Origin of the sequence: Bosea sp. AS-1, assembly GCF_002220095.1 — a bacterium.
Taxonomy (GTDB): Bacteria; Pseudomonadota; Alphaproteobacteria; order Rhizobiales; family Beijerinckiaceae; genus Allobosea.
In genome coordinates, this window is sequence record NZ_CP022372.1 from 1,559,067 (window position 1) to 1,584,595 (window position 25,529).

Consider the following 25,529-nt stretch of genomic DNA (forward strand, 5'->3'; position numbering starts at 1 on the left):
TCTCATCCCGAGGAATGTGCCCGCCAGGGCAGGAGCAGGGGCTCGCCGTCATGGCTGCCGCGCAAGGCGGTGACGCCGAAGACCGTGGCGAGCCGCTCTTCGTCGAGGACCTCTGCCGGTGCGCCTTCAGCAACCCGTCGGCCCCGGTCGAGCAGCACCAGCCGATCGCAAAAGCGCGCCGCCAGCGTCAGATCGTGCAGCACGACGACGACCGCGGCGCCGCCCCGCGCGGTTTGGCGCAGCAACTCCATCACCTCAAGCTGGTGCAGCGGGTCGAGGCCTGCGAGCGGCTCGTCGGCGAGCAGATAGGGAGCTTCGACCGCAAGCGCGCGCGCCAGCAGGACGCGCCGCCGTTCGCCGCCGGAAAGCGTGTCCACGGTTCGGTCGCGGAAGCGTTCCGCATCGCAGGCCTCCAGTGCCCGGTCGATCGCGGTCACATCAGCCTTGGATGGCCCGGCGAAGGGGCGCCGATGTGGCAGGCGGCCCAAGCCGATGACGGCCTCGACCGAGAGTGGCCAGGCGGTATCGCCTCCTTGTGCGAGGTAGGCGACGCGCCGGGCGAGTGCCTGCCGGCCAAGTGCGGCAGGGTCGTCGCCATCATAGCGGAGAGTGCCGCTCGTCGGGGCGAGGAGGCCGGCGAGAACGCGCAGCAGAGTGGTCTTGCCGGCGCCGTTGGGGCCGATGAGGCCGAGGACCTCGCCGGGCCGCAGGTCGAGATCGACGGCCTGCAGGATGGGTTTGCCGCCGAGCGTGACGGCGATCGCGCGCGCTTCGATGGTCATCGGGCCTCCCGCCGCATGCGGTCGACGAGGCTGAACAGGAAGGGAGCGCCGATCAGCGCCGTCACCACGCCGAGCTTGAGCTCGGGGCGGATCGGTGCGAGCCGCAGCGCCGTGTCGGCGAGCAGGACGAGAATGGCACCGCCGAAGCCGCTGACCAGCAGCAGGCGGCCCGGCCGGTTCGCCACCAAGGGGCGCAGCAGATGCGGCACGACGAGGCCGACGAAGCCGATCGCGCCGGTGACTGCGACGGCACTGCCGACCGCGAGTGCGGTGCCCCCGATCAACCGGGCGCGCAGCCAGGTCAGATCGACGCCGAGGCTGGCGGCAGTGTCCTCGCCGAGCGTCAGCGCATCGAGCGCGGGAGCCGTCGAGAGCAGCAGCCCCCAGCCGATCAGCATCAGGGGTAGGGCGAGCAGAACATGGTTCAGGCTGCGGTCGGCCAGCGAGCCCATCAGCCAGAAGACGATCTCCAGGGCAGCGTAGGGGTTGGGTGCGAGGTTCAACGCCAGCGAGGTTGCGGCGCCCGCGAAGCTGTTGAGCGCGACACCGGCCAGGATCAGGGTCGTGGTGCCGGCGCCGCGGCCGAGCAGGATGAAGAGCAGCAGCGTCGCCAGGATGGCTCCGGCAATGCCGCCGAGTGGCAGGGCGAGGGCGAGACTGGCGGAAAGCCCGCTGTAAAACGCCAGCACCGCGCCGAAGGCGGCTGCGCTGGAGATACCGATGACACCGGGCTCGGCCAGCGGATTGCGCAGCAATCCCTGCAGCGCCGCGCCCGACAATCCGAGACTGAAGCCGACGAGCGCGCCGAGCAGGGCGCGGGGCAGGCGCAATTCCCAGAGCACGAGCGCCGGCAAGGTCTGCCGTCCCGCCAACAGGTCGCCAAACGCAGTGCCCAGATCGAGCGGGGCGTAGCCGATGGCGATCGAGAGAACGAAGACGGCAAGCGTTGCCAATGCGAGCAGCGCGATCAACCGCGGCAATGGCGGTGGACGAAGGACGGTCCTCATCGGCTGTCCTTCATGGCGTCGGCGAGCAGGGCGATGGCGTCGAGCACGCTGGGGCCGGCGCACGTCCAGAGCCGCGAGGGCAGGGGGACGAGCTTCAACCGGGTTCCGAGCTTCGCGATCAGCGGGTGGTGCAGCACCTCGTCGGCGAGGGAGGGGGAGCCGCCCGGCGTATCGTTCAGGATCAGGATCTGAGCCTTGCTCAGCGCGACGGTTTCCAACGCGATCTGGCCGTAGCTCTCGATGCCGAGATCAGCGGCGATATTGTCGAGGCCTGCCGTCGTCAGGATCTCGTCGACCAGCGAGCCACGCCCGACCGTGAAGCCGTTGGGACGAAGCACGAGGGTGCGGGGATGCGTTGCAGTGCGGCGTGCTGCGATCGCCGCGAGGCGCTCATCGATCTCGGCGACGAGCCGGGCGCCACGCTCCTCCTCGCCGAGCAGGGCCGCCATTTCCGTGATCTGGCTGCGCATCTCGGCAAGGTTGCCGGGCACGCCGAACTCATGCACCGGCAGGCCGGCACGTTTGAGGAGGGCGACCGTCGAGCGGGTGGTGTAGGTGCCGGCGATGACGAGATCGGGGCGAGCGGCCAGCACTTCCTCGGCGAGGCCATGATTGACGCCGACGGCCCGCGCCGCCTCGGCCATATTGGCGTTGCGCGGATCGCGCGACAGCCAGGTGACGGAGGCAATGTGGTCGCGATCAGCCAGGCGCAGGACGAGTTCGTCCGTGCATAGGTTGAGCGAGACGATCCGCGCCGGCTTGGCGGCTGCCGGCGGCCCCCAGGCCAGGGCGCCGGCAAGCAGCGCGGCGTAGACCGAGCAATCCAGCAGACGCTTGGCGCGGAGAAGCGTCATCCGCCGAACGCCACCCGGACGCCGCCAAAGGCACCGAAGCCGGGCGCGAGGAAGCCGACCGGATTCTCCCAACGCTTGTCGAAGAGATTGTCGATCCGGCCGAAGACCGTGACCTTGTCGGTCGCCTTGTATTCAGCGGCGAGATAGACCAGCGTCGCGCCCCTGGCCTTGAGGCGCGAGACCGAGAAGTCGCGATTTCCGTCGACCCAGGGGCCGACATAGATCAGCGTCGCCGAGAGGGTGAGCTTCTCCATCGGTGTCCATGTCGCGGTGGCGCTCGCCTTGTGGCGGGGCCGACGTAGGAGTTCCTGCCGGGTGATTTCGTCCTTGGCAAGGGTGAAGCTGTAATCGGCGCGGATGCGGAACTCCGGCGAAATTTCGAGTGCCGCGAAAGCCTCGACCCCCTTGGAACGAGCCTTGCCGACATTGGCGTAGGAATCGAAGGTGGCGTTGGTGACGATCAGGTTGTCGATATCGTTCTGAAACCAGGTCGCGCCGAATTGCAGTTTCCGATCGAAGAGCGGCTGCTCGAAGCCGATATCCCAACCGCGGCTTTCTTCCGGCTTCAGATTCGGATTGCCGTGGAAGTTATAGCCCGGACGGTAGTCGACGAAGAGCTCGTTCAGCGTCGGAGCCTTGAAGCCGGTGCCGTAGCTCGCCTTCAGCTTGGTCTCCGTACCCGGGACGATGAGGGCGGGCGCGATCCGGTAGGTCGTATGCCCGCCATAGCTGTCATCGTCGTCGCGGCGGATATTGGCGGCAAGGAAGAAGCGATCCTGGATATTGCCTTGATACTCCAGGAAGGCGGCCTTGTTGCCGTTGGAGGCCGTCAAGCTCGTCGTCTCCAGGCGCTCGCGCTCATATTGCAGGCCCATGACAAGGTTGTGGCCCTTGGCGATTTCGAGGTCGCCGCGCCAGTCGAGCTTGGTGCGCTCGCCGAGATATTCGGTTGGCCGGCCCAGCACGCCGAAGACGTTCGGCGTGCGGCTGAAGCGATCCTGATTGGTGTAGGAGATGCCGAAGCGGTTGACGAAGCGCCCGGCGAACGGGTCCCAGACCACCTCGCCGCGGGTCATGGCCTGTGCGTAGTTCTGGCTCGAGCGATAGGGTGTCGGCCTGCTCGGGAAACCTGCATCGTAAGCCGACAGGAGCTTGCCATCGGCGTAGCGGCCGAGCCAGTTGACCTTCAGCGTATCCGTGAGCGCAAAGCCGAGCCGGGCCGAATAGCTGTATCCGTCATAGGCGTTCGGCCGGACGCGCTGGCCGGGCGGGATCAGCTGGGAGGGCACGGTATCCGTCGAATCCGAGCGGAAATGACTGACGTTGAAGGCGTAGTCGAAGCGGTCGTTTCCGCCGCTGAAGCCAACCGCCTGGTTGAAGGTGCCATGCGAGCCGGCCTCGGTGCGGGCAGTGACCTTCGGTGGACCGTCGCCGCGCTTGGTGGTGATCGCAATGACGCCGCCGATCGCATTGGCGCCATAGAGGCCGCTTTGTGGGCCACGCAGCACCTCGATGCGCTCGATATCGTCCGTCAGCATCGAACCGAAGTCGAAGGAGCGGTTGGGCGTCGACGGGTCATTCGCCTCGATGCCGTCGATCAACACCTTGACGTGGTTGGAGTTGGTGCCGCGCATGAACACGGAGGTCTGGCCGCCGGGGCCGCCGATCTGGACGATGTTGAGGCCGGGGATGGCGGCCAGCGCCTGCGGCAAAGTCCGGCGCTGCCGCTGCTCGATCTGCTGCGCTGTGACGACGGTGACGGAGCTTGCGACCTCTCGCGCCGGCGTGGGCTTGCCGGTTGCGCTGACGACGAGCTCGTCGAGGGCGATAGTGCCTGGGGCAGCGGGCTGGGGCTGGGCGAGGGCCGCGCCGGCCAAGCCGAAGAACGAAACCGAAAACAGGAAGAAGCGGCCGCGTTCAGCGGCCTGGTGGAAGCGGATCACGTGGAGACCTCGGGCGTTGACGTCAGTGGCACGTCACCGCGAACGCGATCTCCCATCGGCCGCGCGATCGGCGGCAAACAGTCGAATCAGCGATCGGTACACCCCGTCCGAACGTGTTCGCGTGTGACCACGGCTGACGGCAGGTCTCCTGGCTCGCGGGTCGGTGCCCTTCGCCGCCTTCCCAGGTCCGAGGCCCCAGTGGCGTTTGGCGAAAGGCTCGCCGCTTACAGTTGCGGGGGCAGCCGCGGCATGGGGAGGCAAGCCACCCGCACCGCGTTCCCTTTTGATCCCGTGAGGGAACCGTCGCGTTTACGCCTAGGGCGAAAAGATGGCGTGGTCAATCGGGGCAGGCTGGTCGTCGACTGGGGCGTCACGCAGGCCGTTGCGCCGGGTGAAAGAGCAACCTGCGGAGATAGGTTCCGGGCGATTTTGATCGTTCGATCCAATCGATTGGAACATTCTCATCAATGCGTTTGATTGGAGTATTTTTATCTCCGATAACGGCTGCATAAAGAAGGTTCTCCTCATGGCCGATGTCCAGTCCAATCCCGCGCCCGTCAGCCTCGCTCATTCGGGCAAGCGCTCGCCATGGGAATACGCCCGGAGCATCCTGCCGGGCTTCGCGCTTTGCCTCCTCGTCAGCGTTGTGGCGCTCGTGCTCGAGCATTTCGAAGCCCAGCTTGCCGGCCGCGCCTGGCTCGAGGCGCTGGTGCTGGCGATTCTGCTGGGAACCGTCGTACGCAGCTTCTGGACGCCATCCGAGAAGTGGCGGGCCGGTATCGCCTTCTCGGCCAAGACCGTTCTGGAGATCGCCGTTGTGCTGCTCGGCGCCTCCCTCAGCGCCGCGACGATCGTGGCTGCGGGACCTGGGCTGCTGTTCGGCATCGCAGGGGTCGTCGCAGTGGCGATCGGTACCAGCTACGGCCTGGGCCGCATCCTCGGCCTGACACCGCGCATGGCGGTATTGGTTGCCTGCGGCAACTCGATCTGCGGCAACTCGGCGATCGCAGCGGTGGCTCCGGTGATCGGGGCGAATGGCGCCGACGTGGCCGCTTCCATCGCCTTTACTGCGGTTCTCGGCGTTCTGGTCGTGCTGGGCCTACCGTTGCTGGTGCCTCTGCTGCACCTGTCCGATCTGCAGTATGGCGTGCTTGCCGGCCTCACGGTCTATGCTGTGCCGCAGGTGCTAGCCGCTACGGTGCCGGTTGCCGCGCTCAGCGTTCAGATGGGTACCCTGGTCAAGCTCGTCCGCGTGCTGATGCTTGGCCCGGTCGTCCTCGCTCTCTCACTCTTCGGCAGTGGTTTGCGGGACGACGCGGACGGCGCCGCATCGCAGAAGCCTGCCCGCGCCCGCATTGCCCTGCATCGTCTCGTTCCCTGGTTCATTCTCGCCTTCCTGGCGATGGCAGCGCTGCGCTCGGTCGGAGCCATTCCGGAGGTTGCGCTCGCGCCGATCGCCCAAGTGGCGACCATCCTGACCATCATCTCGATGGCTGCCCTGGGGCTCGGGGTCGATATCCGGGTTGTCGCGAGGGCTGGCGGCCGCGTCACCGCTGCGGTTACGCTCTCGCTTATCGCGCTCGCGGCGGTCAGCCTTGGTCTCATCTACGTTCTCGGCATCAGCTGACCGGGCCTGTTGTCGCGGCGACCACCGTCGCAGCAACATCGCAGAAGGGTGCGCCAGGGAGAACATCTTCGGCGCGCCGTCTCTCCGGAGTTCGACTCGGCCAAACCGTTCGAACCGGATTCCCGTGCTACCCCACGACTTCGAGATGGCCGTGGGCAGAACGCAGATCGGAGGTTTTCGGGGAGCCGGGTGAGGCTTTCGCCAGATGGTCGATCTGCCGCTGCACCTGCTCGATCACGTTGCGGGAAAACGGCCCGAGATGGAGATAGAGCGCGACCATCATCATCACATAGGGCAGCGCGCGCCGGTTGTGCACGGCGCAGTCGATCACGGTCTTCCAGAACTCGTAGCGCACGCCTCCCTTTGCGGTCGTCATGCGCCAGATCAGGCGCCAGGACGATTTGAGTTCCTGCCATTCCATCGAGCTGGGCAGTTCCAGGCGTCGATTGCTGCAGTCCAGCATGCGCCCGACGCGCCGCACGCGGCCGAAGAAGGAGCGCGGCGCATAAACCGCCTCGAGCACCTCCTCGTAATCCGTGAGGATGGAGCGGCGCGGGCGGCTGGTGATGAAATTGAGGCCCGCGGTGCATTGATCGCCCGCTTCCGCCGTATAGGCGGCTTCATCGGGAAGGCCCAGGCGACCCTCGCGCGCCAGGCGGCGGGTCAACTGGGTGTTGGGCAAAGCGTAGAGCAGGCCGACCATGCAGACCGGGATCGCCGTGTCCTCGATGCAGTCGATCATGCCCCGCGCGACACTCCCCTTCTCGCTGTCGAAGCCCAGTATGAAGCCGGCATTCACGAAAAGGCCGGCGCGGTAGATGCGGTGGACACTTTCCTGGAGGCTGCGGCGCGTGTTCTGCTTTTTCTGCGTCGAGATCAGCGTGTCGGTGTCGGGGCTTTCGATCCCGACGAAGATCGTGAAGAAATTGGCTTCGCTCATCGCCTGCATCAGGGCGGCATCGTCGGAGAGATTGATCGAGGCTTCCGTCGAGAATTCGAAAGGATAGTTCCTGTCGCGAATCCAGCTCGTCAGGACGGGCAGGAATTGCTTCAGCGCCTTCTTGTTGCCGATCAGGTTGTCGTCGACGAAGTCGACATGGCCGCGATAGCCGAGGGCGTGCAGGGTCTCCAGTTCCCGGATGATCTGCGCATTCGTCTTGGTGCGCGGCACCCGCCCGTAGAGTTCGATGATGTCGCAGAACTCGCAGTTGAACGGGCAGCCGCGCGAGAATTGCACGCCGATATGCAGGTAGTGTGCGAACTTCAGGAGATCGAAGCGCGGCGTCGGGCTTTTGGTGACATCGGTCTTGCCCATTTCGGAGCGAAAGACGCCGCTCCGCGCACCTGTTGTCCAGGCCTGGACGAAGCCGTCCATGATCTCTTCAGCCTCGCCCAGCACCAGGAAATCCGCAGCGGCGTAGATATCGGGCGTCGAGGTTGCATCGGGGCCGCCGACCACGACGGGTTTTCCCAGGGAGCGGCATCGGGCGACGACCGCGAGCGTACCCTCCTGCTGCGGCAGCATGCCACCGGTCATGACGAGGTCCGCCCAAGCAAGATCGGCTTCGCCGACCTCCTCCGCATTCAGATCGACGAGCCGGATCTCCCACGTCTCGGGAAGCATCGCAGCGACGGTGATCAATCCGAGCGGGGCAGCAGGGTGGCGCGCTCCGGCCAGCTCGCAGGTCGCCTTGTAATTCCAGAAGGATCCCGGGTTGAACCGAGGGTAAATCATCAGCACCCGGCAGCGATCCGTCGACATCTCGTCTTCCCTGTTCGCTTTGTGAGCTGTGCGGGGCCGCGAGACACACCTGGCCCCATGACCTTCCCGCCGTGAATGGAACGGCCTCGGGCAATTCCGGCCCGGCATCGCAACCGCTCCCCGCCGTTTGATGGAACGGCGAACGGGAAACGATCATCCGACGACATGAGTAGGCAGCAAGGCGCGTGCCGGGAGTCCGGTGAGAAGTTTCTCTTTTCCTGACAGGATCTTACCTGATCCGGGAAATGCTCAACGTCGCTGTATCAGCTCCAAGAATGGCAGTGGGCCACAAAACTTGGAGGATGAACGAGTGGATGCCGTCGGGGGAGAGCGCAATCGACCTCAGCCGATTGCATCGAGTTGAGGTGGCTCAAGGAGTCCCTGATTTCGCGCGGTTGAGGACTTCGCTCCGAGCCTGCGACATGCGCACGTTTACAGCGATCAGCGGATGGATCAGGTCGCGCGGCCGATTGCGCAGCTCAGGATTCTTCTCAGCTCACGATCCGCGCTCGGGGAAATAATCAGCAGGCGCGACGGCTGCGCCGTATCTGCAGGGACATGCAAGTTTATTTCAATGGCAGCCATCGCGCCTTCGACCGCAGCGAAGGGGCCGCGTCGTACATCGCGCATCTGAGAGAGTTCGTCCGCCGTCATGACGATCCGGAACTGATCCTCCGGGTCTCTAACGATCGAGCAGACTGGGCGCTCTAACAGGTCGGTGACACCCTATTTATTGGATAGGTTCGGCCGTACCGTCGTATCCATGGCCACCTCCTGTATAGGGCTAGGGAGAAGTTCGTTTCCCCCGGGACTTGCTCTTCGTGAGCGCCTGGGAAGCGGCGACGGCTTCTGCATCCGCCGCTTCCTTCGCCAGACGCAGGGCGCGCAAGCGCGCCGTTCGCTCGCGGACGGCGGTTTGCTCGAGGCGTAACGCCTCCAGCACGGTTTCCGCTTCTGCACGGCGTTGTGCAGCAAGCGTCGCCCTGCTCTGAGCACGCAGTTGGGTTTCTTCTGGAGACAGCCTCGAACCCGACATCTAAACCCCCTTGCTGACGCGCCGCTGCAAATCCTCGACTTATTGAGCTTGCACCGGTCTGGCCGGGCGTGCGGGGCGCTCCGCACGCTTCGGTGCCGGCAGCAGCCCTTCGCGCTGAGCCTGCTTGCGCGCCGCCTTTCGGGCACGACGAATGGCTTCCGCCTTTTCGCGGTTTCGCCGTTCGGAAGGCTTCTCATAGGAGCGACGCGCCTTCATCTCGCGAAAAACGCCTTCGCGCTGCAGTTTCTTTTTGAGAACACGGAGCGCTTGATCGACGTTGTTGTCGCGAACCAGAACCTGCATGCGGATTTCCCTTCAATGAAAACAAAAAGGGCCGGGCTAAACCCCGACCCTTCGCAACCATCCGTCGTTCAATCGAGCAGGCGCCGGTACATCCGCGGTCGCTGCATATGACGATTGTCGCGCCGGACGGCGTCTTGGCTCACTCGACCTGCAAATTGTCCGCAGAGACCTTCCCGGAGCGCTTGTCCTGCACCAGCTCGTAGGAGACCTTCTGGCCTTCCTGCAGCGTGCGCAAACCGGCACGCTCTACGGCGCTGATATGGACGAAGGCATCCTGGCCGCCGCCTTCCGGCTGAATGAAGCCAAACCCCTTGTCGGTGTTGAACCATTTAACTGTGCCGCTGGCCATGCTGACCTCCTGTAAAAGCGACCATTCACGCGCCACGGATGCAGCGCATGTTTCGATTTGAGCAGGAAGTTCGTCAGCAGTGCGCGAATAAAGCGCGGGGCCAATTCGTTCGGCCTAGATCGATTTTTCTAACATGGGACTTAACAAGGCCGTTGTCAAACGGTGGTCGATATCGCCTAATATTTTTGGAAATGCGGCTGATGACTAAATTGTCAAACCGCAGCTTGGCAGGAGATATTGCGTCGCCAGCGATCGGAGCCAATTCCGGAGGTTGCCCTGATCGCCGAGCACCGAAAGATCGGCTAGCATTCCGGCGAGGTTCGATGCCCGTTAAACCGGATTTGATGAGATGAATCTGCCGTCACTGGGGCGTTTCCATTTCAGCCGCGCCGAACTGTGGGCTGACGGCGTGGTCCATGTCATCGGCATTGTGCTCGGTGTCGGAGCTGTCGCGGTTCTCATCGCCTATGTTTTTGCAACCGCACCGATCGTAGACTTGCTCCCTGTCTCCATCTACGGCGCAACGCTGCTCACGGCGTTGATTATCTCGGCGGCCTACAACATGTGGCCGATTTCGCCGAGGAAATGGCTGATCAGGCGTCTTGACCACTCTGCGATCTATATCTTGATCGCTGGGACCTATACGCCCTTCCTCGTGAAGCTCAGCGAAAGCCTCTTGGCGCAGGTACTGCTCGCACTCATCTGGATCACGTCTGCAGTTGGGGTCGCACTCAAGGTTGCGCTGCCCGGCCGCCTCGATCGAATGTCGATCCTGCTTTATCTGCTGCTCGGCTGGAGCGGCGTCGTCCTATGGGATAGCATTACAACGCTGCCGACGACGGCGCTGTGGCTGATGCTGGTCGGCGGCGTACTCTACTCGATTGGCGTCGTCTTCCACGTTTGGGAAAGCCTGCCCTTCCAGAACGCGATTTGGCACGGTTTCGTGCTTGTGGCCTCCGGCTGCTTTTACGGGGCGGTTTTCAGAGCGTATCTCCACATCTCCCCAGCTGCATGAGTTCAAACATGGCCGCCAACGCGCTCTCCGCGACGATTGCGGATGCGGCGGTTGCTGGAATAATGGCTGCGCGCCGGACAGCGACCTGCCCCCTGCCGATGAGACCCGCCGTGCGTTCCATGCGTTCATCCGGCGTGATCGTCGCGGTTAATGGCCCGTGCGCGCCTACGGCAATTGAGGTGAGGGGTGTCTAGAGGCCATTCTCAGCCAAACAGTAGCCCCCGGTATCAGGGCTATAAGAATGGTAGCGGGAGAGGGACTTGAACCCCCGACACGCGGATTATGATTCCGCTGCTCTAACCAGCTGAGCTACCCCGCCACATGTTCCGGCTGTCGCCGTCAGCGACCCGTCACAGGGGCGCGATATAGGGGGCGGGGCCGGACCTCGTCAAGCCTTGCGGACAGATTTCCCGCACAAGCTGCCTCAAGCCGGAGGAGAAGCGCGCTTACGCAGCCGCACCACCTTGAAATAGCCGCGGCCGACATGAACCGTGTCATAGCGTCCGGTCCGGGCCGCCCAGGCGGTCAGGCGGCTGACCTTGAAGTCACTGCTCCAGCCGATCGCCCGCGCCAGTGGCGCAACGGCAGCCCAGAACAGCGCGAGCGGGCCGCCATCGTCGACCAGGCGGCTGGAGATGATGATCTCGCCGCCCGGCTTCAGCACCCGGTCCATCTCGGCGAGAGCCTGTTCGGGATCGGGCACCAGCGTGATGACGAATTGCGCCGTCACCGCATCGAACCGCTCCGCTGCGAAGCCGAGCCGGCAAGCATCCATTACGGTCAGTCCCCGGACATGAGTGAGCCCGCCACCCGCGACCTTGCGGTTGGCGACCTTGAGCATATCGAGCGAGAGGTCGGCGCCGACGACGCGGCTCTCCGGTGTGAAATAGGGCAGCGTCAGGCCGGTTCCGACGCCGATCTCCAGAATGTCGGGCCCGCAGGCGCAGGCGGCCGTTACGGCCTCGCGCTGCGGCCGGGACAACATGTGCTGATAGACCTTGTCGTAGAACTTCGCCCAGGTGGCATAGGCGCGCTTCTGGGTCTCGAGGTGATCTGTCACCGGCATCGACGGTTCCGAACAGGCAAGATGAAGGAGATGACCGGGCGGTCAGGACAGCGCGAGCGCCGCCGGGGAGGGGGAGGCTGGCAAGGCGAGCGGCCGGCGCAGGATGGTGCCCCCGCCGAGCACCTGCGCGCCGGGGCCGGCGTCGGTGTAGATGACGCAAGCCTGGCCGGGCGAGACACCTTCCTCGTCGATGGCGAGCTCGATGCGCAAGCCGTCCGCGTCGCGGAAGAGCCGGGCCTCGCGCGGCGCGCGGGTCGAGCGGACGCGCACGGCGACGTCGAGGCCTTCCTCCGGAAGCGCGTCGAGCGGCGCCCGGCCGAGCCAATTGAGATCGCGCAGGCGGATCTCGCGCACGCTCAGCGCCTCGCGCGGGCCGACGATGACGCGGGCGGTGTCGGCATCGAGCCTGAGCACATAGAGCGGCTCGGCCGCGCTGATGCCGAGGCCCTTGCGCTGGCCGACGGTGTAATGCAGCACGCCGTCATGATGGCCGAGCACGCGCCCGTCGAGATGGACGATCTCGCCGGGGCGGGCAGCACCGGGCTTCAGCCGCTCGATGACGTCGGCATAGCGGCCATTGGGCACGAAGCAGATATCCTGGCTGTCGGGCTTGTCGGCGATGGCGAGGCCGAGCTCGGCGGCGAGCGCGCGGGTCTGCGCCTTGTCGATGCCACCCAGCGGGAAGCGCAGCAGGTCGAGCTGCTCCTGCGTGGTGGCATAGAGGAAATAGCTCTGGTCGCGATTCATGTCGGCGGCGCGGAACAGGCCGCGATGACCGTTGCCGAGGTCGTGGCTGACGACGTAATGGCCGGTCGCCAGCGCATCGGCGCCCAGCTCCCTGGCAAGGTCGAGCAGGTCACGGAACTTCACGGTCCGGTTGCACTCGACGCACGGGATCGGCGTCTCGCCCGCGAGATAGCTCTCGGCGAAGCGCTCGATCACTGCGTTGCGGAAGCGGCTCTCGTAGTCGAGCACGTAGTGCGGGATGCCGATGGTCTCGGCGACCCGGCGGGCATCGTGGATATCCTGCCCGGCGCAGCAGGCCCCGGCACGGTGAACAGCTGCGCCATGGTCGTAGAGCTGCAGCGTGACGCCGATGACCTCGTAGCCCTCACGCTTGAGGAGCGCCGCCACGACCGAGGAATCGACGCCGCCCGACATCGCCGCGACGACGCGCGTGGCCGCGGGCGGCTTGGCGATATCGAGGGAGTTGAGGGGTGCGTTCATCGAGGATCGGCGTTCAGGAGCGCGTTTCGCGCAGGTCGGCGGTTCTATATCGGTTTTGCCCGCCTGCGGCCAGCGGGATCGGCAAATCCTGCCGGTCGAAGGCGGATTCTGCCGTGACAGACGCTCCATCTGGCAGGCTAAGCCGTTGAAATATAGGTAGCTGTCTCTGGCGCGCAACTTGCTCGCCGCAGGCGGGTGCTCTTTGCCCGCATTGCGGAACCGTTCATGCCTGTCGAAACCGTGTTCAACACCTCGCCTGCCAAGGAGTCGTCGGGACCACGCCGTCGCTCCGGCGAAACCGGCGCGACCGGAGACGGCAAGGGCTTTTCCCTGCCAAAGCAGGAGGCGACCACGGCTCAAGACGGTGGGCAAGACGCAACCCGCGACGGGAAGCCCGCTTCGGCGCCCCGGCAGCCAGCCACCGCCGCTGCGGTGAAAGCCGCCGGTCAGGACAAGCCGGTGACGACGGCACGATCGCAGACATCGCCTGCGCCAGCCGGTTCGTTCGTCGATACGCTGGCGGAACTCCTCGCTGCTGCGCAGGAGCAGGCAGCCTCGCCCGCGGGCGATACGACCGACGAGGCGGGGGCGAAGGGCAAGCCCGGGCAGAAGGGGACCGACGGGAAAAAGGCTGGCGAGGCTTCCGCAGACAGGGCCGAGGGTACCGACACGGCGGTCGCTGACAAGATTTCGGGCGAGGTGGCCGCCCTTGCGGTCTCGCCGGATCAGAAAACGACCGGGCAACAGATTGCGGGAGCACTGTCGCTTGCCTTGCCTGTCGCGGCTTCTGCTGGCGGCAAGAATCCGGGTGAGGATGCCGTCGCAGAGGGCGGCGCCATTCCACCGGGACAGGCATCGAAGGGCCAGATACTGGCGGCTTCCGCGCTTGCGGCGCGCGCCGGTCACACCGAGCAGGCCGGGACCTCTGTGGGCAAGCCTGCTGACGGTTCCGCGCCGGCAGCGACACCGACCACGATCACCGGCGAGCATTCGCCGACCACTGCGCAGGCACACAAGGGCACCACTCTCGACACGGCTGCCGACGCGACGGTCTCTTCCATGAAGACGGATGCCGCGCCGGGCATTTCTTCCGGGCAGGGCGCCTCTGCCACGCCCGGGGAGGCGAAGCCGGCCGAGGTCGTCGTGCAACAGGCCCTGGCGCCGATCGATCTCGGGGCGCTGGTGCAGCAGGCGGTCGGTGGGGCCGACTCCGCCAGGCTTCTGTCTCCGCTCGATCAGGCAACGGCGGCAGCAAACCAGGCGCCTTCGCCCGGGCAGGGACAAACCGGGCTCCCGCCGACACCGCTGCATGTCCTGCCTATCGAGATCGGGCTGCGCGCGCTCTCCGGCTCGAAGCAGTTCGACATCCGGCTCGACCCCGACGAGCTCGGTCGCGTCGACGTCAATCTCTCCATTTCCGACAAGGGCGAGGTCAGTGCCCGCCTCGTGGTCGATCGTGTCGAGACGCTGCATCTGTTGCAGCGCGACGCGCGCACGCTGGAGCGCGCTTTCGAGCAGGCGGGCCTCAAGCCTTCGGATAGCGGCGTCGATATCAGCCTGCGCGATCCGTCTGACCAATCCGCCTTTCGGCAGCAGCGCCAGCATGAGGAGGCGCCGCAGCGTCCGCGCCAGCCTTCGCTTGCCGAAACGGGCGACGACGCCGTTCTTCAGACCAATCCCGTGCCGCAGCGTCGCCTCGTGCGACTGGGCGGCGTCGACCTCAGCATCTGAGCGAGGACAGGCAGCATGGCCGTTTCAGGCGTGAATGGATCCTCCGGCACCTCGACCACCTCGGGCAGCTCCTCGAGCAGCTCGAGCACGATCGCCGGCAATTTCGACCAGTTCCTGCTGCTGCTGACGACGCAGCTCAAGAACCAGTCCCCACTCGACCCGCTCGACACCAATCAGTTCACCGAGCAGCTGGTGCAGTTCGCCGGCGTCGAGCAGCAGCTCAAGACCAACGACACGCTGAGCTCCCTGCTGAGCCTCAGCGCGGCCGGCACCGCGACGAACGCCGTCGGCTTCATCGGTTCGACGATCACGGCCGACGGGGCGACGACGCGCCTGACGAACGGTGCTGCCGCCTGGAAGGTCAACGCGTCGGCGGCCGGCACCGCGACCGTCACCATCAAGGATTCGAAGGGCAGCGTCGTCCAGACCATGACGCGTAGCCTCACGGCCGGCGACCAGACGCTGAGCTGGGACGGCTCGACCTCGACCGGCGCCACGGCACCCGATGGCGAATACACCATCACCATCGACGGCCGCACCGTAGCGGGCGACGCGATCACGGCGAAGATGCAGATCAGCGGCCTTGTCGACGGCGTCGATTTCACCAGCTCGATCCCGGTTCTGAAGATCGGCGGCATCAGCGTGCCGATCGACAAGGTGAAGAGCGTGGTGCGCGGCGAGTAGCCCCCCGAATCAGAGAGGGACATCCTCACGATCGTTTTAGGCAAATCTTAAAACCGGACGGCTAGGCTCACCCCCAGTAGCTCTGTTGAGTTGTGTGAGAGTATCATGACCGAGCCATTGCGACCGCGGGTAAAATACGTGATCGGACCGGACGGAAGTCCGCTGACGATCGCGGATCTCCCGCCGATGAACACAAGGCGCTGGGTCATCCGGCGCAAGGCAGAGGTCGTCGCGGCGGTTCGCGGCGGCCTGCTCAGCCTCGAGGAGGCCTGCCAGCGTTACACCCTGACGGTCGACGAATTCCTGAGCTGGCAGATGTCGATCGACCAGCACGGGCTCGCGGGGCTGCGGACCACCCGCATCCAGCACTACCGCCAGTAAGCCGGCGGCATCCTCTCCGTCTTCTGAGGCGTCGGTCCCCGGACCGGCGCCTTTTTCGTATGCGCCGGCGCCACGCATCCAATGATTAACGACCCGTGGGGCAAAAATTAACCAGCCGCTAACCATGCACCGGGAAAAACTTGCCTAGTGGGCGACGCAAATCAGGCGCCGCCCGCGGCTTTGTGGAACGGATGGCGGCGTGAACGGGCTTTTCGAGCAGTTTGCCAAATTCGGCGCGGCGCGGCTGGCCGCGATGCTGGCCGTGACGCTGACGCTCGTCGGCTTCTTCGGCTTCGTGATGTTCCGCATGTCGCAGCCAGCGATGAGCGTGCTGTTCGCCGACCTCTCGAGCCAGGATGTCAGCGCGATCCTCAAGGATCTCGATGCCCGCGGCATCAAATACGAGCTGCGCGGCGACGGGCAGACCGTGCTGGTGCCGAAGGACGATGTGCCGCGCCTGCGGCTCGACCTCGCCGGCAAGGGTATCCCGGCCGGCGGCGGCGTCGGCTACGAGATCTTCGACAAGGGCGACGCCTTTTCCTCGACGAGCTTCGTCCAGAACATCAATCACCTGCGCGCGCTGGAAGGCGAGCTCTCGCGCACCATCCGCTCGATCAGCCGGGTGCAGGCCGCGCGGGTGCATCTTGTCATTCCTGAGCGGCGCCTGTTCGAGCGCGATCGCGAGCCGCCGCGCGCCTCGATCGCGCTCAAGCTTGCCGGCGATCTCGATGCCGCCCAGGTCCGGGCGGTTCGTCATCTCGTCGCTTCGGCCGTGGACGGGCTGAAGCCGGAGCGCGTCTCGATCGTCGACGAGCGCGGCCGCCTGCTGGCCGATGGCGCCCGCGACGAGCAGGGCATGCTCGGGCTCGGTCTCGACGAGCGCCAGACCGCAATCGAGAAGCGGATCAAGTCGCAGGTCGAGGACATCGTCGCCGGCATAGTCGGCTACGGCAGGGCACGGGTACAGGTTTCGGCCACGCTCGACGCCAACAGGGTCGAGAGCCGGTCGGAGAGCTTCGATCCGGAAAGCCGGGTCGTGCGCTCCAGCCAGAATCGTACCGAGGCCTCGGCGACAGCCGAGGCCGGCAACGGCACCGTCACCGTCGGTAATGAGCTGCCCGGCGCGCAGCAGACGCAAGGCCAGCAGCAGAACCAGCGCGACACCTCCTCGAAGAACGAGGAAGTGGTGAATTACGAGATTTCGAAGACGACGCGCACGGAGCTGCAGGAAGGCGGGCGCATCAAGAAGCTCTCGGTCGCCGTGCTGCTCGACGGCAATTACAGCCGGGGCCAGAATGGTGAGCTCGCCTACCAGCCGCGCGGCAACGAGGAACTCGACCGGATCAGCGAATTGGTGCGCACCGCCGTCGGCTTCGACCAGAACCGTGGCGACAAGGTTGAGGTCGTCAATCTGCGCTTCGCCGAGGCGCCGCAGCCGCCGGGAGACATGACCGAGCAGACGCTGATGCAGCAGCTGATGTCCTTCAGCCGCGAGGATCTCGTCCGCTTCGCCGAGCTTGGCGTCATCTCGCTGCTCACCCTGATCGTGCTGATGACGGTCGTGCGCCCGTTGCTGAAGCAGGTTCTGGCCTCCGACAACAGCGTCACCACGCGGGCGCTTCCGAGCTTCATGCGCAACGGGACGCTGGTCGGCCCGGACGGCGAGCCTACCGGCGATCCCGCCGCGCCGGGCCGCGCCGTCGCGACCGTTGGTCCGAATGGTGAGCTCGTGTCGGCCGAGGTCGAGATGCCGTCCGAACGCATGCTCGCCATCGCCCAGGTCAAGGGCCAGCTCAAGGCGCAGTCGGTCGAGAAGATCGGTGCGCTGGTTTCGCAGAATCCGGCCGACTCGGTCGCGGTGCTGCGCAGCTGGATCCACGAGAAGGCACCGGCGTGACGGGCCGCTGAACCATGGCAGAGACACGCTCCATCGCGACGCGCAATCCCGGTCTCCCCGAAGGCATCGAGGGGGGAGGCTTCGGCGTCACCACGATCGCCCAGATGACCGGCCCGCAGCGCGCGGCCGTCATCCTGCTCGTGCTCGGCGAGGATCACGGCAAGGCCATCTGGCAGGAATTCGACGACGACGAGATCCGCATCATCACCCGCGCCATGGCCGAGCTCGGCACCGTCGATGCCGACGAGGTCGAGCGGCTCATGCTGGACTTCGTGGGCAAGCTCTCCAGCGCCGGCGCCGTGACCGGATCCTTCGATCGCACCATCTCGCTGCTGGAGAAGATCCTGCCGAGCGATCAGGTCGCGCTGATCATGGAGGAGATCCGTGGGCCGGCCGGCCGCAACATGTGGCAGAAGCTCGGCAATATCGATGCCGTCGTGCTCGCGAACTTCCTCAAGAACGAATACCCGCAGACCATCGCCGTGATCCTCTCGAAGATCCGGCCGGATCATGCCGCCAATGTGCTGCGTAACCTGCCGGGCGATCTCTCGATCGAGGTGGTCGGACGGATGCTGCGGCTCGAATCCGTGCAGAAGGAAGCGCTCGACCACATCGAGAACACGCTGCGCACCGAATTCGTCTCGACGTTGACTCAGACGCGCCGCCGCGATCCGCACGAGATGATGGCGGAGATCTTCAACGGCTTCGACCGGCAGACCGAGATCCGCTTCCTATCGGCGCTCGATGCGTCCAATCAAGAGGCGGCCGAGCGCATCCGCGCCCTGATGTTCACCTTCGAGGACCTCGCCAAGCTCGATCCGGCCGGGCTGCAGACGCTGATGCGGCAAGTCGACAAGGACGTTCTGGCCCGCGCGCTCAAGGGTGCCAGCCAGCCGATGCGCGAGTTCTTCTTCGGCGCGATGTCTCAGCGCGCCGCCAAGAACATGCAGGACGACATGGAGGGGCTTGGCCCATTGCGCCTCAAGGAGGTCGACGAGGCCCAGACCAAGCTGGTGACGATGACCAAGGACCTCGCCGACAAGGGCGAGATCGTGCTGTCGAAGGGCAATTCCGAAGACGAGCTGGTGTACTGAAATGGCGACCGCGACGAAATTCATGTTCGGGACGGATTTCCGCGAGGGCAACCGCAAGGCGGCCAGCGAGGCCGATCTCAATGCGGCCCGGGCCGCCGGATTTCAGGCCGGCCAGGAACAGGGCCGCCGCGAGGCGGAGGCGCAGTTCAACGGGCTCGCCGGGCAACTCGCCCGCTCGGCGGAACGGCTCTTCGCGCTGGAAACCGCGCGCATGGCAGCGATCGAGGAGCAGGCGGCGCAGGTTGCGCTGGCCGCCGCTAGAGCGCTCGCCGGAGCGGCGCTGGCCGAGAAGCCGATGGCCGCGCTGGCGCAGGCCATCCGCGAATGCATCGGCCACGCCCGCCAGGCGCCACACCTGGTCGTGCGCGTCAACGAGGTATCCGTCGAGGCGGCCGAGGAACTGGTGAGGCGCCTGGGGCGCGAGCACGGCTTCACCGGCCAATTGATGGTGCTGGGCGAGCCGGACATCCGCCTCGGCGACGGGCGGATCGAATGGGCCGACGGCGGCTTCGTGATGGATGGAGAGCGGCTCTCGGCTCTGATCGAGCAGGCGGTCGCCAGTGTTTTCCCCGGCGGTAGCCACACCGGGCAATGAAGGTCTGAACCATGAGCCAGGAGAACGATCTCAACCTGCCGCCGCTGAGCCAGACCGACCTGTCATTCGATCAGAACGACATGTCGGTGGCGCATTCGGGACCCGTTCCGGTCAAGACGGCCGAGGACCTCGAGCAGGTCTTCGACGTGCCGGTCACGGTCTCGGCCGTGCTCGGCTCCTCGAAGGTCGCGGTGGGCGACCTGCTCCAGATCGTGCCCGGCACGGTGCTGGAGCTCGACCGGCGCGTCGGCGAGGCGATCGACATCTTCGTCAACGAGCGCCTGGTGGCACGCGGCGAGGTCGTGGTCGTCGAGGACCGGCTCGGCGTGACCATGACCGAAATCATCAAGGCCGACCGGTGAGAGCCGCGACGCCTTCACATTCGACCAGCAGAAGGACCTGAGCCATGCGCCTCATCATTGCCGGCGGTCTCAAGGGACAGATCATCGCCGCGGCCAAGATCGCGATGTCGCACGGGGCGGCCGTCACCCACACCGAGGGGCTCGACCAGACGCTCGCCGTGCTCCGCGCGAAGGGCGCTGATCTCCTGATGATCGATGTCGTGCAGCCGATCGCGGCTTATGTCGCTGCGCTCGATGCCGAGCGCATCCGCACGCCGATCATCGCCTGCGGCACCTCGACCGATACGCGCGCCGCCGTGGCCGCGATCCAGGCCGGTGCCAGGGAATACGTGCCGCTGCCGCCGGATCCGGAGCTGATCGCAGCGGTGCTGGAGGCGGTCGCGGCCGATCAGTCGAGCCTGATCTGGCGCGACCCGGCGATGGAACGCGTCGTCCAGCTCGCCGCGCAGATCGCGCGCTCCGAGGCGCCCGTGCTCGTCACCGGCGAGAGCGGCACCGGTAAGGAGGTGATCGCCCGTCACCTGCACCAGAAGTCGGGCCGCAAGGACCGGCCTTTCGTCGCGGTGAACTGCGCGGCCATCCCCGACAACCTGCTCGAATCCGAGCTGTTCGGACATGAGAAGGGCGCCTTCACCGGCGCGATCGCCCGCCGCATCGGCAAGTTCGAGGAGGCCAATGGCGGCACGCTGCTGCTCGACGAAATCTCGGAGATGGATGTGCGCCTGCAGGCCAAGCTCTTGCGCGCGCTGCAGGAGCGGATGATCGACCGTGTCGGCGGCACGCAGCCGGTCAAGGTCGACATCCGCATCATCGCCACCTCGAACCGCAATCTTGCCGATGCGGTCCGGGACGGCTCGTTCCGGGAGGATCTGCTCTACCGGCTCAACGTCGTGCATCTGCGCCTGCCGGCGCTGCGCGAGCGGCCCGGCGACATCCTGGCGCTGGCCGAGCATTTCGCTAAGAAATATGCCGAGCTGAACGGCCTGCCGCAGCGGCCGATTGCGGTGGACGCGCGCAAGCTGCTGCTCGGCAATGCCTGGCGCGGCAATGTGCGGGAGCTGGAAAATACGATGCACCGCGCGGTGCTGCTCGCCAGCGGGCCGGACATCGCGGCTGCGGCTGTGCTGACGCCCGAGGGCGAGGCGCTCGCGTCGAGTGCTGTCGGGTCGCGGGATGCGGCGGGAAGGGCGGCGCAGACGGCGGAGGCGATGACACGCTCGCTGGTCGGCCACACCGTCGCCGATGTCGAGCGCGAGCTGATCCTCGACACGCTCGACCATTGCCTCGGAAACCGAACCCACGCGGCCAAAATCCTGGGGATCTCGATCCGCACGCTGCGCAACAAGCTCAGCGAATATACCGCCGCCGGGATTGCCGTGGCGGAGCCGGGTCAGGCCCGTATCAACGCGGTCTGACCCGAAAAGCGCGGCTTACCAATAACGCCGGCGGTAGTAGCGATAACGCGGCCGGTAATAGTAGCGCGGCCGGTAATAGTACCGCGGGCGATAATAGGGCCGGTAATAGCGGTAGCGCGGCCGACGGTAGTAATAGTATTGGCTGAATTCGGCGTCGGATTTGTCCAACGCCTCCTTCGTCTCGGCCGGAACGGCCTCTGCGTCCTTGGGCGGCGCGCCTTCCGGTCGCACGGGCCGGGCCGGCTGAGCGGCTTCGGCGGCGGCGATCCCGCCAAGGCCGGCGGCGGCAAAGCCACCGACCAATGTCATCAGGAATGAGCGTCTGTCCACGACGACCTCCAGATTGTCTTCACCACATGACCCCTTACCAGCCTTCTTAGAGGCTGAAAGCGGGCAAGGGGTAATGCATTTAAAGGATGCTTTGTTCCCTTTCGTGGCTTTTCGAGCCGCATGGTTAGTGGCGAGGCTGCGCCTCAATCCACTGCGTTAAGCGGTCGGGCGACGCTTTCGAGCGGCTTGCGCTCGGCACGGACGGCGAAGCGTGCCGCGATGATCGCCGCCACCAGCATCAGCGCCGCGCCGAACAGATAGCCGCCGAAGACGCTGCCGCGAGAGCCGGTGTCGATCAGGATGCCGAAGAGCCAGGGTCCGGCGATGCCGCCCGCACCTGTCCCGATGGCATAGAACACCGCGATGGCGAGTGCCCGCATCTCGACCGGGAAAGTCTCGGAGACGGTGAGATAGGCCGAACTCGCGGCCGCCGAGGCAAAGAAGAAGACGACGCTCCAGCACAGGGTGAGTTGCGAGGCGGTGAGCCAGTCCTTCCAGAACAGGTAGCCGGTGCCGGTCAGCAGCAGGCCAGAGAGGGCATAGGTCGCGGCGATCATGATGCGTCGGCCCCAGATGTCGAACAGGCGTCCGATCAGGAGCGGTCCGAGGAAGTTGCCGGCGGCGAAGGGCAAAATGAACCAGCCGATCGCCTGCGAAGGCACCTGATAGAAGTCGGTCAGGATCAGCGCGTAGGTGAAGAAGATCGCGTTGTAGAAGAAGGCCTGCGAGACCATCAGGGCGAGCCCGACCAGTGCCCGGTCGCGATGCACGACGAACAGGGCGCGGAACACCTCGCCAAGCGGCGTGGCGGGGCGTGGTCGCAGCTTGATGAGGTCATGAACCTCGTCTGGCGGCGGGGTGAAACCGGCGCGGCGTTCGATGTCGAGGATGATCGCGGCGGCGCGTTCGGGGTGGCCATGGCTGATCAGCCAGCGCGGGCTTTCCGGAATCCACTGCCGTAAAATCAGGATGATGAGGCCGAGCACGGCGCCGATGAAGAAGGCGAGCCGCCAGCCATGCTCGGGATCGATGTGGGCCGGATCGAGCAGCACGATGGCGCCGAGCGCGCCAAGCGCCGCGCCGACCCAAAAGGAGCCGTTGATGACGAGATCGGTCCAGCCCCGCATGCGGGCGGGTATCAGTTCCTGGATCGTCGAGTTGATCGCCGTGTACTCGCCGCCGATCCCCATGCCCGTGATGAAGCGGAAGACCAGAAAGCTCCAGAGATTCCAGGAGAAGGCGGTAGCGGCCGTCGCCGAGAGATAGACCAGAACGGTGATGGTGAAGAGCTTCTTGCGGCCGAGACGGTCGGTCAGCCAGCCGAAGAAGACGGCCCCCAGAACGGCACCGGCGATATAGGCCGCGCCTGCCATGCCGACATCGGCATTGCTGAACTTGAGGACTGGGCTCTCCTTCAAGGCGCCGGAAACCGCCCCTGCCAGCGTCACTTCGAGACCATCGAGAATCCAGGTAATGCCGAGCGCGACGACGACGAGGCTGTGGAAACGTGACCAGGGCAGGCGGTCCAGCCGGGCAGGTACATCGGTGGAGACGAAAGAGCGATCATGTCCCGACGAGGCAGCCTGCACCGGTTCTTCCCCCGATTTCTGTCAGCGCTCGTGGGCGCGAAGGGCGGCCGGGTTCGGCAGGGAGCGCCGGGCCGCAAGATGCCGCATCGCCGGCAGCGCGGCGCAAGGCAGATTAAAACGGTAACGAGCGGGGGACAGGAAGGTTCCGTCGGCCCGTTCGGGAACAGGTCTGCGGAGGGGGGGGCTTAACCAATCATTCACCATGTGCCCGGCAAGAATTGCCGGGTCGCGCTCCGTACCGGGGCGCGTGGCGTCCGGGCGCGGACGAGAGCCGGCGAGAGGGCGGGGCGGTCGATGTCCGATGTGACGGTAGGTCAGGGAAGCGGCTTCAACCTTCCCGACCGCGATGCGCTGGGCAAGCTCTTCAAGCGCCCGGATTTGTTCCTCGCCATCGGCGTCATGGGCATCCTTGTGGTGCTCATCTTCCCGATGCCGGCCGTGCTGCTCGACCTGATGCTGGCGCTGTCGATCATCCTGTCGGTGTTGGTGCTGATGACGGCGCTCTTCATCGAGGAGCCGCTGGAATTCTCGGCCTTCCCGACGGTGCTGCTGATCGTCACCATGTTCCGGCTGGCACTGAACCTGGCCTCGACGCGTCTCATCCTCGCGCACGGTCACGAGGGGACTTCGGCAGCGGGGCATGTCATCGAGGCCTTCGCCGGCTTCGTGATGAGCGGCAATTTCGTAATCGGGGTGATCGTCTTCACCATCCTGATCATCGTGAACTTCGTCGTCATCACCAAGGGTTCGGGCCGCATCGCGGAAGTGGCCGCGCGCTTCACCCTCGACGCTATGCCCGGCAAACAGATGGCGATCGATGCCGACCTGTCGGCCGGCCTGATCGACCAGGAGACCGCCAAGGTTCGGCGCAAGGCGCTGGAGGACGAATCCTCCTTCTTCGGCTCGATGGACGGTGCCTCGAAATTCGTGCGCGGCGACGCCATCGCCGGCCTGCTCATCACCTTCATCAACGTGCTCGGCGGCATCGTCATCGGCGTCGCCCAGCAGGGGCTGAGCTTCGGCCAAGCTGCGCACAACTATACCCAGCTCACGGTCGGCGACGGCCTGGTCAGCCAGATCCCGGCCCTGATCGTCTCGACCGCCGCGGGCCTGCTCGTCTCCAAGGCCGGCGTGCGCGGCGCGGCCGACAAGGCGCTCGGCAAGCAGCTCTCGGGCTATCCGAAGGCGCTCGGCATGTCGGCGGCGGTGATGCTGCTGATCGCGATCCTGCCCGGCATCCCGATGCTGCCCTTCCTGATGCTGGCGGCTGGCGCCGGCTTCCTCGCCCATCGCTTCGGTCGTGCTGCCAAAGCGCGTGCGGCGCAGGAGGCCATGTCGGGCGCTGCCCAGCCGGGCGGTGCGGCGGTCTCTGCCGACGGCACGCCGCGCGAGGAGACGCTGAACGACCTGCTCAAGATGGACGAGCTCAAGATCGAGATCGGCTATGCGCTGCTACCGCTGGTCAACGCACCGGGCGGGCAGGACAGGCTGACCGACCAGGTCAGGGCGCTGAGGCGCCAGCTTGCGGCGGAGCTCGGCTTCGTCATGCCGGCAGTACGCATCGTCGACAACGTCCAGCTCGAGGCGAACCACTACTACATCAAGATCAAGGAGATCGATGCCGGGCATGGCATCGTCTATGCCGGCCAGTACATGGCTATGGACCCGATGGGCGGCACGGTGAACCTGCCCGGCCACAATGTGCTGGAGCCAACCTTCGGCCTGCCGGCGACCTGGATCGACGGCGCCCTGCAGGACGAGGCGCAGCTGCGCGGTTACACCGTCGTCGATGCGGCGACCGTGATCTCGACCCACCTTACCGAGGTGCTGAAGTCGAATATGCCGGAGCTGCTCTCGCATGCCGAGGTGCAGAAGCTCTTGCGCGAATTGCCGAAGGACCACGCCGACCTCGTCAAGGAGATCGTGCCGAGCCAGATCTCGACCACCGGCATCCAGCGTGTGCTCCAGTTGCTGCTGGCCGAGCGCATCTCGATCCGCGACCTCGGAACCATTATCGAGGGCATCGCCGAGGTGGCGGGCGGGATCAAGAATCCGCGCGACATCGCCGAGCATGTCCGCGTCCGGCTCGCACGCCAGATCTGCGCGCAGTTCTCCGACGCCAACGGTGTCCTGCCGATCATCACGCTCTCGCCGGCCTGGGAGAGCGTCTTCGCCGAGTCGATCATCGGGCAGGGCGAGGATCGCCACCTCGCCATGCAGCCCTCGCGGCTGCAGGAGTTCGTCCGCCATGTGCGCGACAAGTTCGAGGAGGCGGCGCGCATCGGCGAGATGCCGGCGCTCGTCACCTCCGGCATGGCGCGGCCCTTCGCCCGCCAGATCATCGAGCGCTTCCGCCGCGAGACGCCCGTTCTGTCGCAGGGCGAAATTCATCCGCGCGCGCGGCTCAAGACGGTGGGCAGCGTCTAATTCACCACCACGCCTCCGGTTTCCACGGCCCCCCGATGCCTGCCGCGCAATGG

At 65.8% G+C, this 25,529-nt stretch carries 23 protein-coding genes, 1 tRNA gene and 1 riboswitch; of the genes, 11 read left to right on the top strand and 13 right to left on the bottom strand.

From position 1 onward, the window contains the following. Positions 1-2: 2 nt before the first annotated feature. Genes CE453_RS08995 through CE453_RS09010 form a run of 4 tightly spaced genes read right to left on the bottom strand, consistent with a single transcriptional unit; the run spans position 3 to position 4,586 of the window. The gene (locus CE453_RS08995; protein ID WP_089174276.1) at positions 3-782 is read right to left on the bottom strand and encodes an ABC transporter ATP-binding protein; all 780 of its coding nucleotides are present in this window, start codon (positions 780-782) and stop codon (positions 3-5) included. After that, a complete protein-coding gene (locus CE453_RS09000; protein ID WP_089174277.1) occupies positions 779-1,789 on the bottom strand; it encodes a FecCD family ABC transporter permease in 1,011 nt (336 codons plus the stop codon). The genes CE453_RS08995 and CE453_RS09000 overlap by 4 nt, the downstream gene beginning before the upstream one ends. After that, the gene (locus CE453_RS09005; protein WP_089174278.1) at positions 1,786-2,643 is read right to left on the bottom strand and encodes an ABC transporter substrate-binding protein; all 858 of its coding nucleotides are present in this window, start codon (positions 2,641-2,643) and stop codon (positions 1,786-1,788) included. The genes CE453_RS09000 and CE453_RS09005 overlap by 4 nt, the downstream gene beginning before the upstream one ends. Further along, positions 2,640-4,586 carry a TonB-dependent receptor plug domain-containing protein gene (locus tag CE453_RS09010; RefSeq protein ID WP_089174279.1) on the bottom strand — a complete coding sequence of 649 codons (1,947 nt, stop codon included), beginning with the start codon at positions 4,584-4,586 and terminating at the stop codon, positions 2,640-2,642. The genes CE453_RS09005 and CE453_RS09010 overlap by 4 nt, the downstream gene beginning before the upstream one ends. Before the next feature lie 121 nt (positions 4,587-4,707). Next, a riboswitch (cobalamin riboswitch) is annotated at positions 4,708-4,906 on the bottom strand. Positions 4,907-5,112: 206 nt separating this feature from the next. On the opposite strand from CE453_RS09010, the gene CE453_RS09015 reads away from it, so the two are divergent. After that, positions 5,113-6,213 carry a YeiH family protein gene (locus tag CE453_RS09015; RefSeq protein ID WP_089174280.1) on the top strand — a complete coding sequence of 367 codons (1,101 nt, stop codon included), beginning with the start codon at positions 5,113-5,115 and terminating at the stop codon, positions 6,211-6,213. Between the two features lie 127 nt (positions 6,214-6,340). Here the strand turns inward: CE453_RS09015 and CE453_RS09020 are convergent, their stop codons facing one another. The 4 genes from CE453_RS09020 to CE453_RS09035 form a co-directional block, all read right to left on the bottom strand. Further along, positions 6,341-7,975 carry a B12-binding domain-containing radical SAM protein gene (locus CE453_RS09020; protein ID WP_089174281.1) on the bottom strand — a complete coding sequence of 545 codons (1,635 nt, stop codon included), beginning with the start codon at positions 7,973-7,975 and terminating at the stop codon, positions 6,341-6,343. A gap of 453 nt (positions 7,976-8,428) precedes the next feature. Then, on the bottom strand, positions 8,429-8,629 hold the full coding sequence (locus CE453_RS09025) for a hypothetical protein (RefSeq protein ID WP_089174282.1): 201 nt from the start codon (positions 8,627-8,629) through the stop codon (positions 8,429-8,431). Positions 8,630-9,050: 421 nt separating this feature from the next. Continuing rightward, positions 9,051-9,314: a 30S ribosomal protein S21 gene (gene rpsU, locus CE453_RS09030; RefSeq protein ID WP_089174283.1), complete on the bottom strand. Its 264-nt coding sequence runs from the start codon at positions 9,312-9,314 to the stop codon at positions 9,051-9,053. A gap of 139 nt (positions 9,315-9,453) precedes the next feature. Then, positions 9,454-9,663 (bottom strand): cold-shock protein, encoded by a 210-nt coding sequence (locus CE453_RS09035; protein ID WP_089174284.1) that lies wholly within the window; start codon positions 9,661-9,663, stop codon positions 9,454-9,456. Between the two features lie 349 nt (positions 9,664-10,012). Between CE453_RS09035 and trhA the strand changes: the two genes are divergently transcribed. Continuing rightward, positions 10,013-10,678: a PAQR family membrane homeostasis protein TrhA gene (gene trhA, locus CE453_RS09040; protein WP_089174285.1), complete on the top strand. Its 666-nt coding sequence runs from the start codon at positions 10,013-10,015 to the stop codon at positions 10,676-10,678. Between the two features lie 242 nt (positions 10,679-10,920). Here trhA and CE453_RS09045 read toward each other — a convergent pair. The 3 genes from CE453_RS09045 to mnmA all read right to left on the bottom strand — a co-directional run bounded on the left by CE453_RS09045 (position 10,921) and on the right by mnmA (position 12,971). Continuing rightward, positions 10,921-10,997: transfer RNA gene (locus CE453_RS09045), tRNA-Met, on the bottom strand. Between the two features lie 105 nt (positions 10,998-11,102). Further along, complete coding sequence (locus CE453_RS09050) at positions 11,103-11,744, bottom strand: class I SAM-dependent methyltransferase (RefSeq protein WP_089174286.1); 642 nt, start codon at positions 11,742-11,744, stop codon at positions 11,103-11,105. Positions 11,745-11,786: 42 nt separating this feature from the next. Continuing rightward, positions 11,787-12,971, bottom strand: coding sequence for a tRNA 2-thiouridine(34) synthase MnmA (mnmA, locus tag CE453_RS09055; RefSeq protein ID WP_089174287.1), 1,185 nt, complete (start codon positions 12,969-12,971; stop codon positions 11,787-11,789). A gap of 225 nt (positions 12,972-13,196) precedes the next feature. Between mnmA and CE453_RS09060 the strand changes: the two genes are divergently transcribed. The 8 genes from CE453_RS09060 (at position 13,197) to flbD (ending at position 21,130) form a co-directional block, all read left to right on the top strand. Beyond that, positions 13,197-14,702 carry a flagellar hook-length control protein FliK gene (locus CE453_RS09060; protein ID WP_089174288.1) on the top strand — a complete coding sequence of 502 codons (1,506 nt, stop codon included), beginning with the start codon at positions 13,197-13,199 and terminating at the stop codon, positions 14,700-14,702. A gap of 15 nt (positions 14,703-14,717) precedes the next feature. Continuing rightward, entirely contained in the window at positions 14,718-15,386 is a 669-nt protein-coding gene (locus CE453_RS09065; RefSeq protein WP_089174289.1) for a flagellar hook assembly protein FlgD, read from the top strand. Positions 15,387-15,491: 105 nt separating this feature from the next. Beyond that, entirely contained in the window at positions 15,492-15,767 is a 276-nt protein-coding gene (gene sciP / locus CE453_RS09070; protein ID WP_038359348.1) for a CtrA inhibitor SciP, read from the top strand. Between the two features lie 199 nt (positions 15,768-15,966). Continuing rightward, on the top strand, positions 15,967-17,664 hold the full coding sequence (gene fliF / locus CE453_RS09075) for a flagellar basal-body MS-ring/collar protein FliF (RefSeq protein WP_089174290.1): 1,698 nt from the start codon (positions 15,967-15,969) through the stop codon (positions 17,662-17,664). 14 nt (positions 17,665-17,678) lie between these two features. Further along, positions 17,679-18,758 carry a flagellar motor switch protein FliG gene (gene fliG, locus CE453_RS09080; RefSeq protein ID WP_089174291.1) on the top strand — a complete coding sequence of 360 codons (1,080 nt, stop codon included), beginning with the start codon at positions 17,679-17,681 and terminating at the stop codon, positions 18,756-18,758. 1 nt (position 18,759) lies between these two features. Next, a complete protein-coding gene (locus CE453_RS09085) occupies positions 18,760-19,353 on the top strand; it encodes a FliH/SctL family protein (RefSeq protein WP_089174292.1) in 594 nt (197 codons plus the stop codon). Between the two features lie 11 nt (positions 19,354-19,364). Further along, complete coding sequence (gene fliN, locus CE453_RS09090; protein WP_089174293.1) at positions 19,365-19,715, top strand: flagellar motor switch protein FliN; 351 nt, start codon at positions 19,365-19,367, stop codon at positions 19,713-19,715. Between the two features lie 44 nt (positions 19,716-19,759). Then, positions 19,760-21,130, top strand: a complete 1,371-nt coding sequence (gene flbD / locus CE453_RS09095) for a sigma-54-dependent transcriptional regulator FlbD (RefSeq protein ID WP_089174294.1) — start codon at positions 19,760-19,762, stop codon at positions 21,128-21,130. A 15-nt stretch (positions 21,131-21,145) separates the two neighbouring features. Here the strand turns inward: flbD and CE453_RS09100 are convergent, their stop codons facing one another. Further along, entirely contained in the window at positions 21,146-21,460 is a 315-nt protein-coding gene (locus CE453_RS09100) for a hypothetical protein (RefSeq protein WP_157732969.1), read from the bottom strand. Positions 21,461-21,603: 143 nt separating this feature from the next. Beyond that, on the bottom strand, positions 21,604-23,049 hold the full coding sequence (locus CE453_RS09105; RefSeq protein ID WP_089174296.1) for an MFS transporter: 1,446 nt from the start codon (positions 23,047-23,049) through the stop codon (positions 21,604-21,606). A gap of 294 nt (positions 23,050-23,343) precedes the next feature. Here CE453_RS09105 and flhA point away from each other — a divergent pair, with 294 nt between their 5' ends. After that, positions 23,344-25,476 (top strand): flagellar biosynthesis protein FlhA, encoded by a 2,133-nt coding sequence (gene flhA / locus CE453_RS09110; RefSeq protein ID WP_089174297.1) that lies wholly within the window; start codon positions 23,344-23,346, stop codon positions 25,474-25,476. Positions 25,477-25,529 lie beyond the last annotated feature (53 nt).

Excerpts from the sequence above, each read along its gene's own strand:
- CE453_RS08995 (WP_089174276.1), bottom strand. The coding sequence starts at position 782 with ATGACCATCGAAGCGCGCGCGATCGCCGTCACGCTCGGCGGCAAACCC.
- CE453_RS09000 (WP_089174277.1), bottom strand. The coding sequence starts at position 1,789 with ATGAGGACCGTCCTTCGTCCACCGCCATTGCCGCGGTTGATCGCGCTG.
- CE453_RS09005 (WP_089174278.1), bottom strand. The coding sequence starts at position 2,643 with ATGACGCTTCTCCGCGCCAAGCGTCTGCTGGATTGCTCGGTCTACGCC.
- CE453_RS09015 (WP_089174280.1), top strand. The coding sequence starts at position 5,113 with ATGGCCGATGTCCAGTCCAATCCCGCGCCCGTCAGCCTCGCTCATTCG.
- CE453_RS09020 (WP_089174281.1), bottom strand. The coding sequence starts at position 7,975 with ATGTCGACGGATCGCTGCCGGGTGCTGATGATTTACCCTCGGTTCAAC.
- CE453_RS09025 (WP_089174282.1), bottom strand. The coding sequence starts at position 8,629 with ATGACGGCGGACGAACTCTCTCAGATGCGCGATGTACGACGCGGCCCC.
- rpsU (WP_089174283.1), bottom strand. The coding sequence starts at position 9,314 with ATGCAGGTTCTGGTTCGCGACAACAACGTCGATCAAGCGCTCCGTGTT.
- CE453_RS09035 (WP_089174284.1), bottom strand. The coding sequence starts at position 9,663 with ATGGCCAGCGGCACAGTTAAATGGTTCAACACCGACAAGGGGTTTGGC.
- trhA (WP_089174285.1), top strand. The coding sequence starts at position 10,013 with ATGAATCTGCCGTCACTGGGGCGTTTCCATTTCAGCCGCGCCGAACTG.
- CE453_RS09050 (WP_089174286.1), bottom strand. The coding sequence starts at position 11,744 with ATGCCGGTGACAGATCACCTCGAGACCCAGAAGCGCGCCTATGCCACC.
- mnmA (WP_089174287.1), bottom strand. The coding sequence starts at position 12,971 with ATGAACGCACCCCTCAACTCCCTCGATATCGCCAAGCCGCCCGCGGCC.
- CE453_RS09060 (WP_089174288.1), top strand. The coding sequence starts at position 13,197 with ATGCCTGTCGAAACCGTGTTCAACACCTCGCCTGCCAAGGAGTCGTCG.
- CE453_RS09065 (WP_089174289.1), top strand. The coding sequence starts at position 14,718 with ATGGCCGTTTCAGGCGTGAATGGATCCTCCGGCACCTCGACCACCTCG.
- sciP (WP_038359348.1), top strand. The coding sequence starts at position 15,492 with ATGACCGAGCCATTGCGACCGCGGGTAAAATACGTGATCGGACCGGAC.
- fliG (WP_089174291.1), top strand. The coding sequence starts at position 17,679 with ATGGCAGAGACACGCTCCATCGCGACGCGCAATCCCGGTCTCCCCGAA.
- CE453_RS09085 (WP_089174292.1), top strand. The coding sequence starts at position 18,760 with ATGGCGACCGCGACGAAATTCATGTTCGGGACGGATTTCCGCGAGGGC.
- fliN (WP_089174293.1), top strand. The coding sequence starts at position 19,365 with ATGAGCCAGGAGAACGATCTCAACCTGCCGCCGCTGAGCCAGACCGAC.
- flbD (WP_089174294.1), top strand. The coding sequence starts at position 19,760 with ATGCGCCTCATCATTGCCGGCGGTCTCAAGGGACAGATCATCGCCGCG.
- flhA (WP_089174297.1), top strand. The coding sequence starts at position 23,344 with ATGTCCGATGTGACGGTAGGTCAGGGAAGCGGCTTCAACCTTCCCGAC.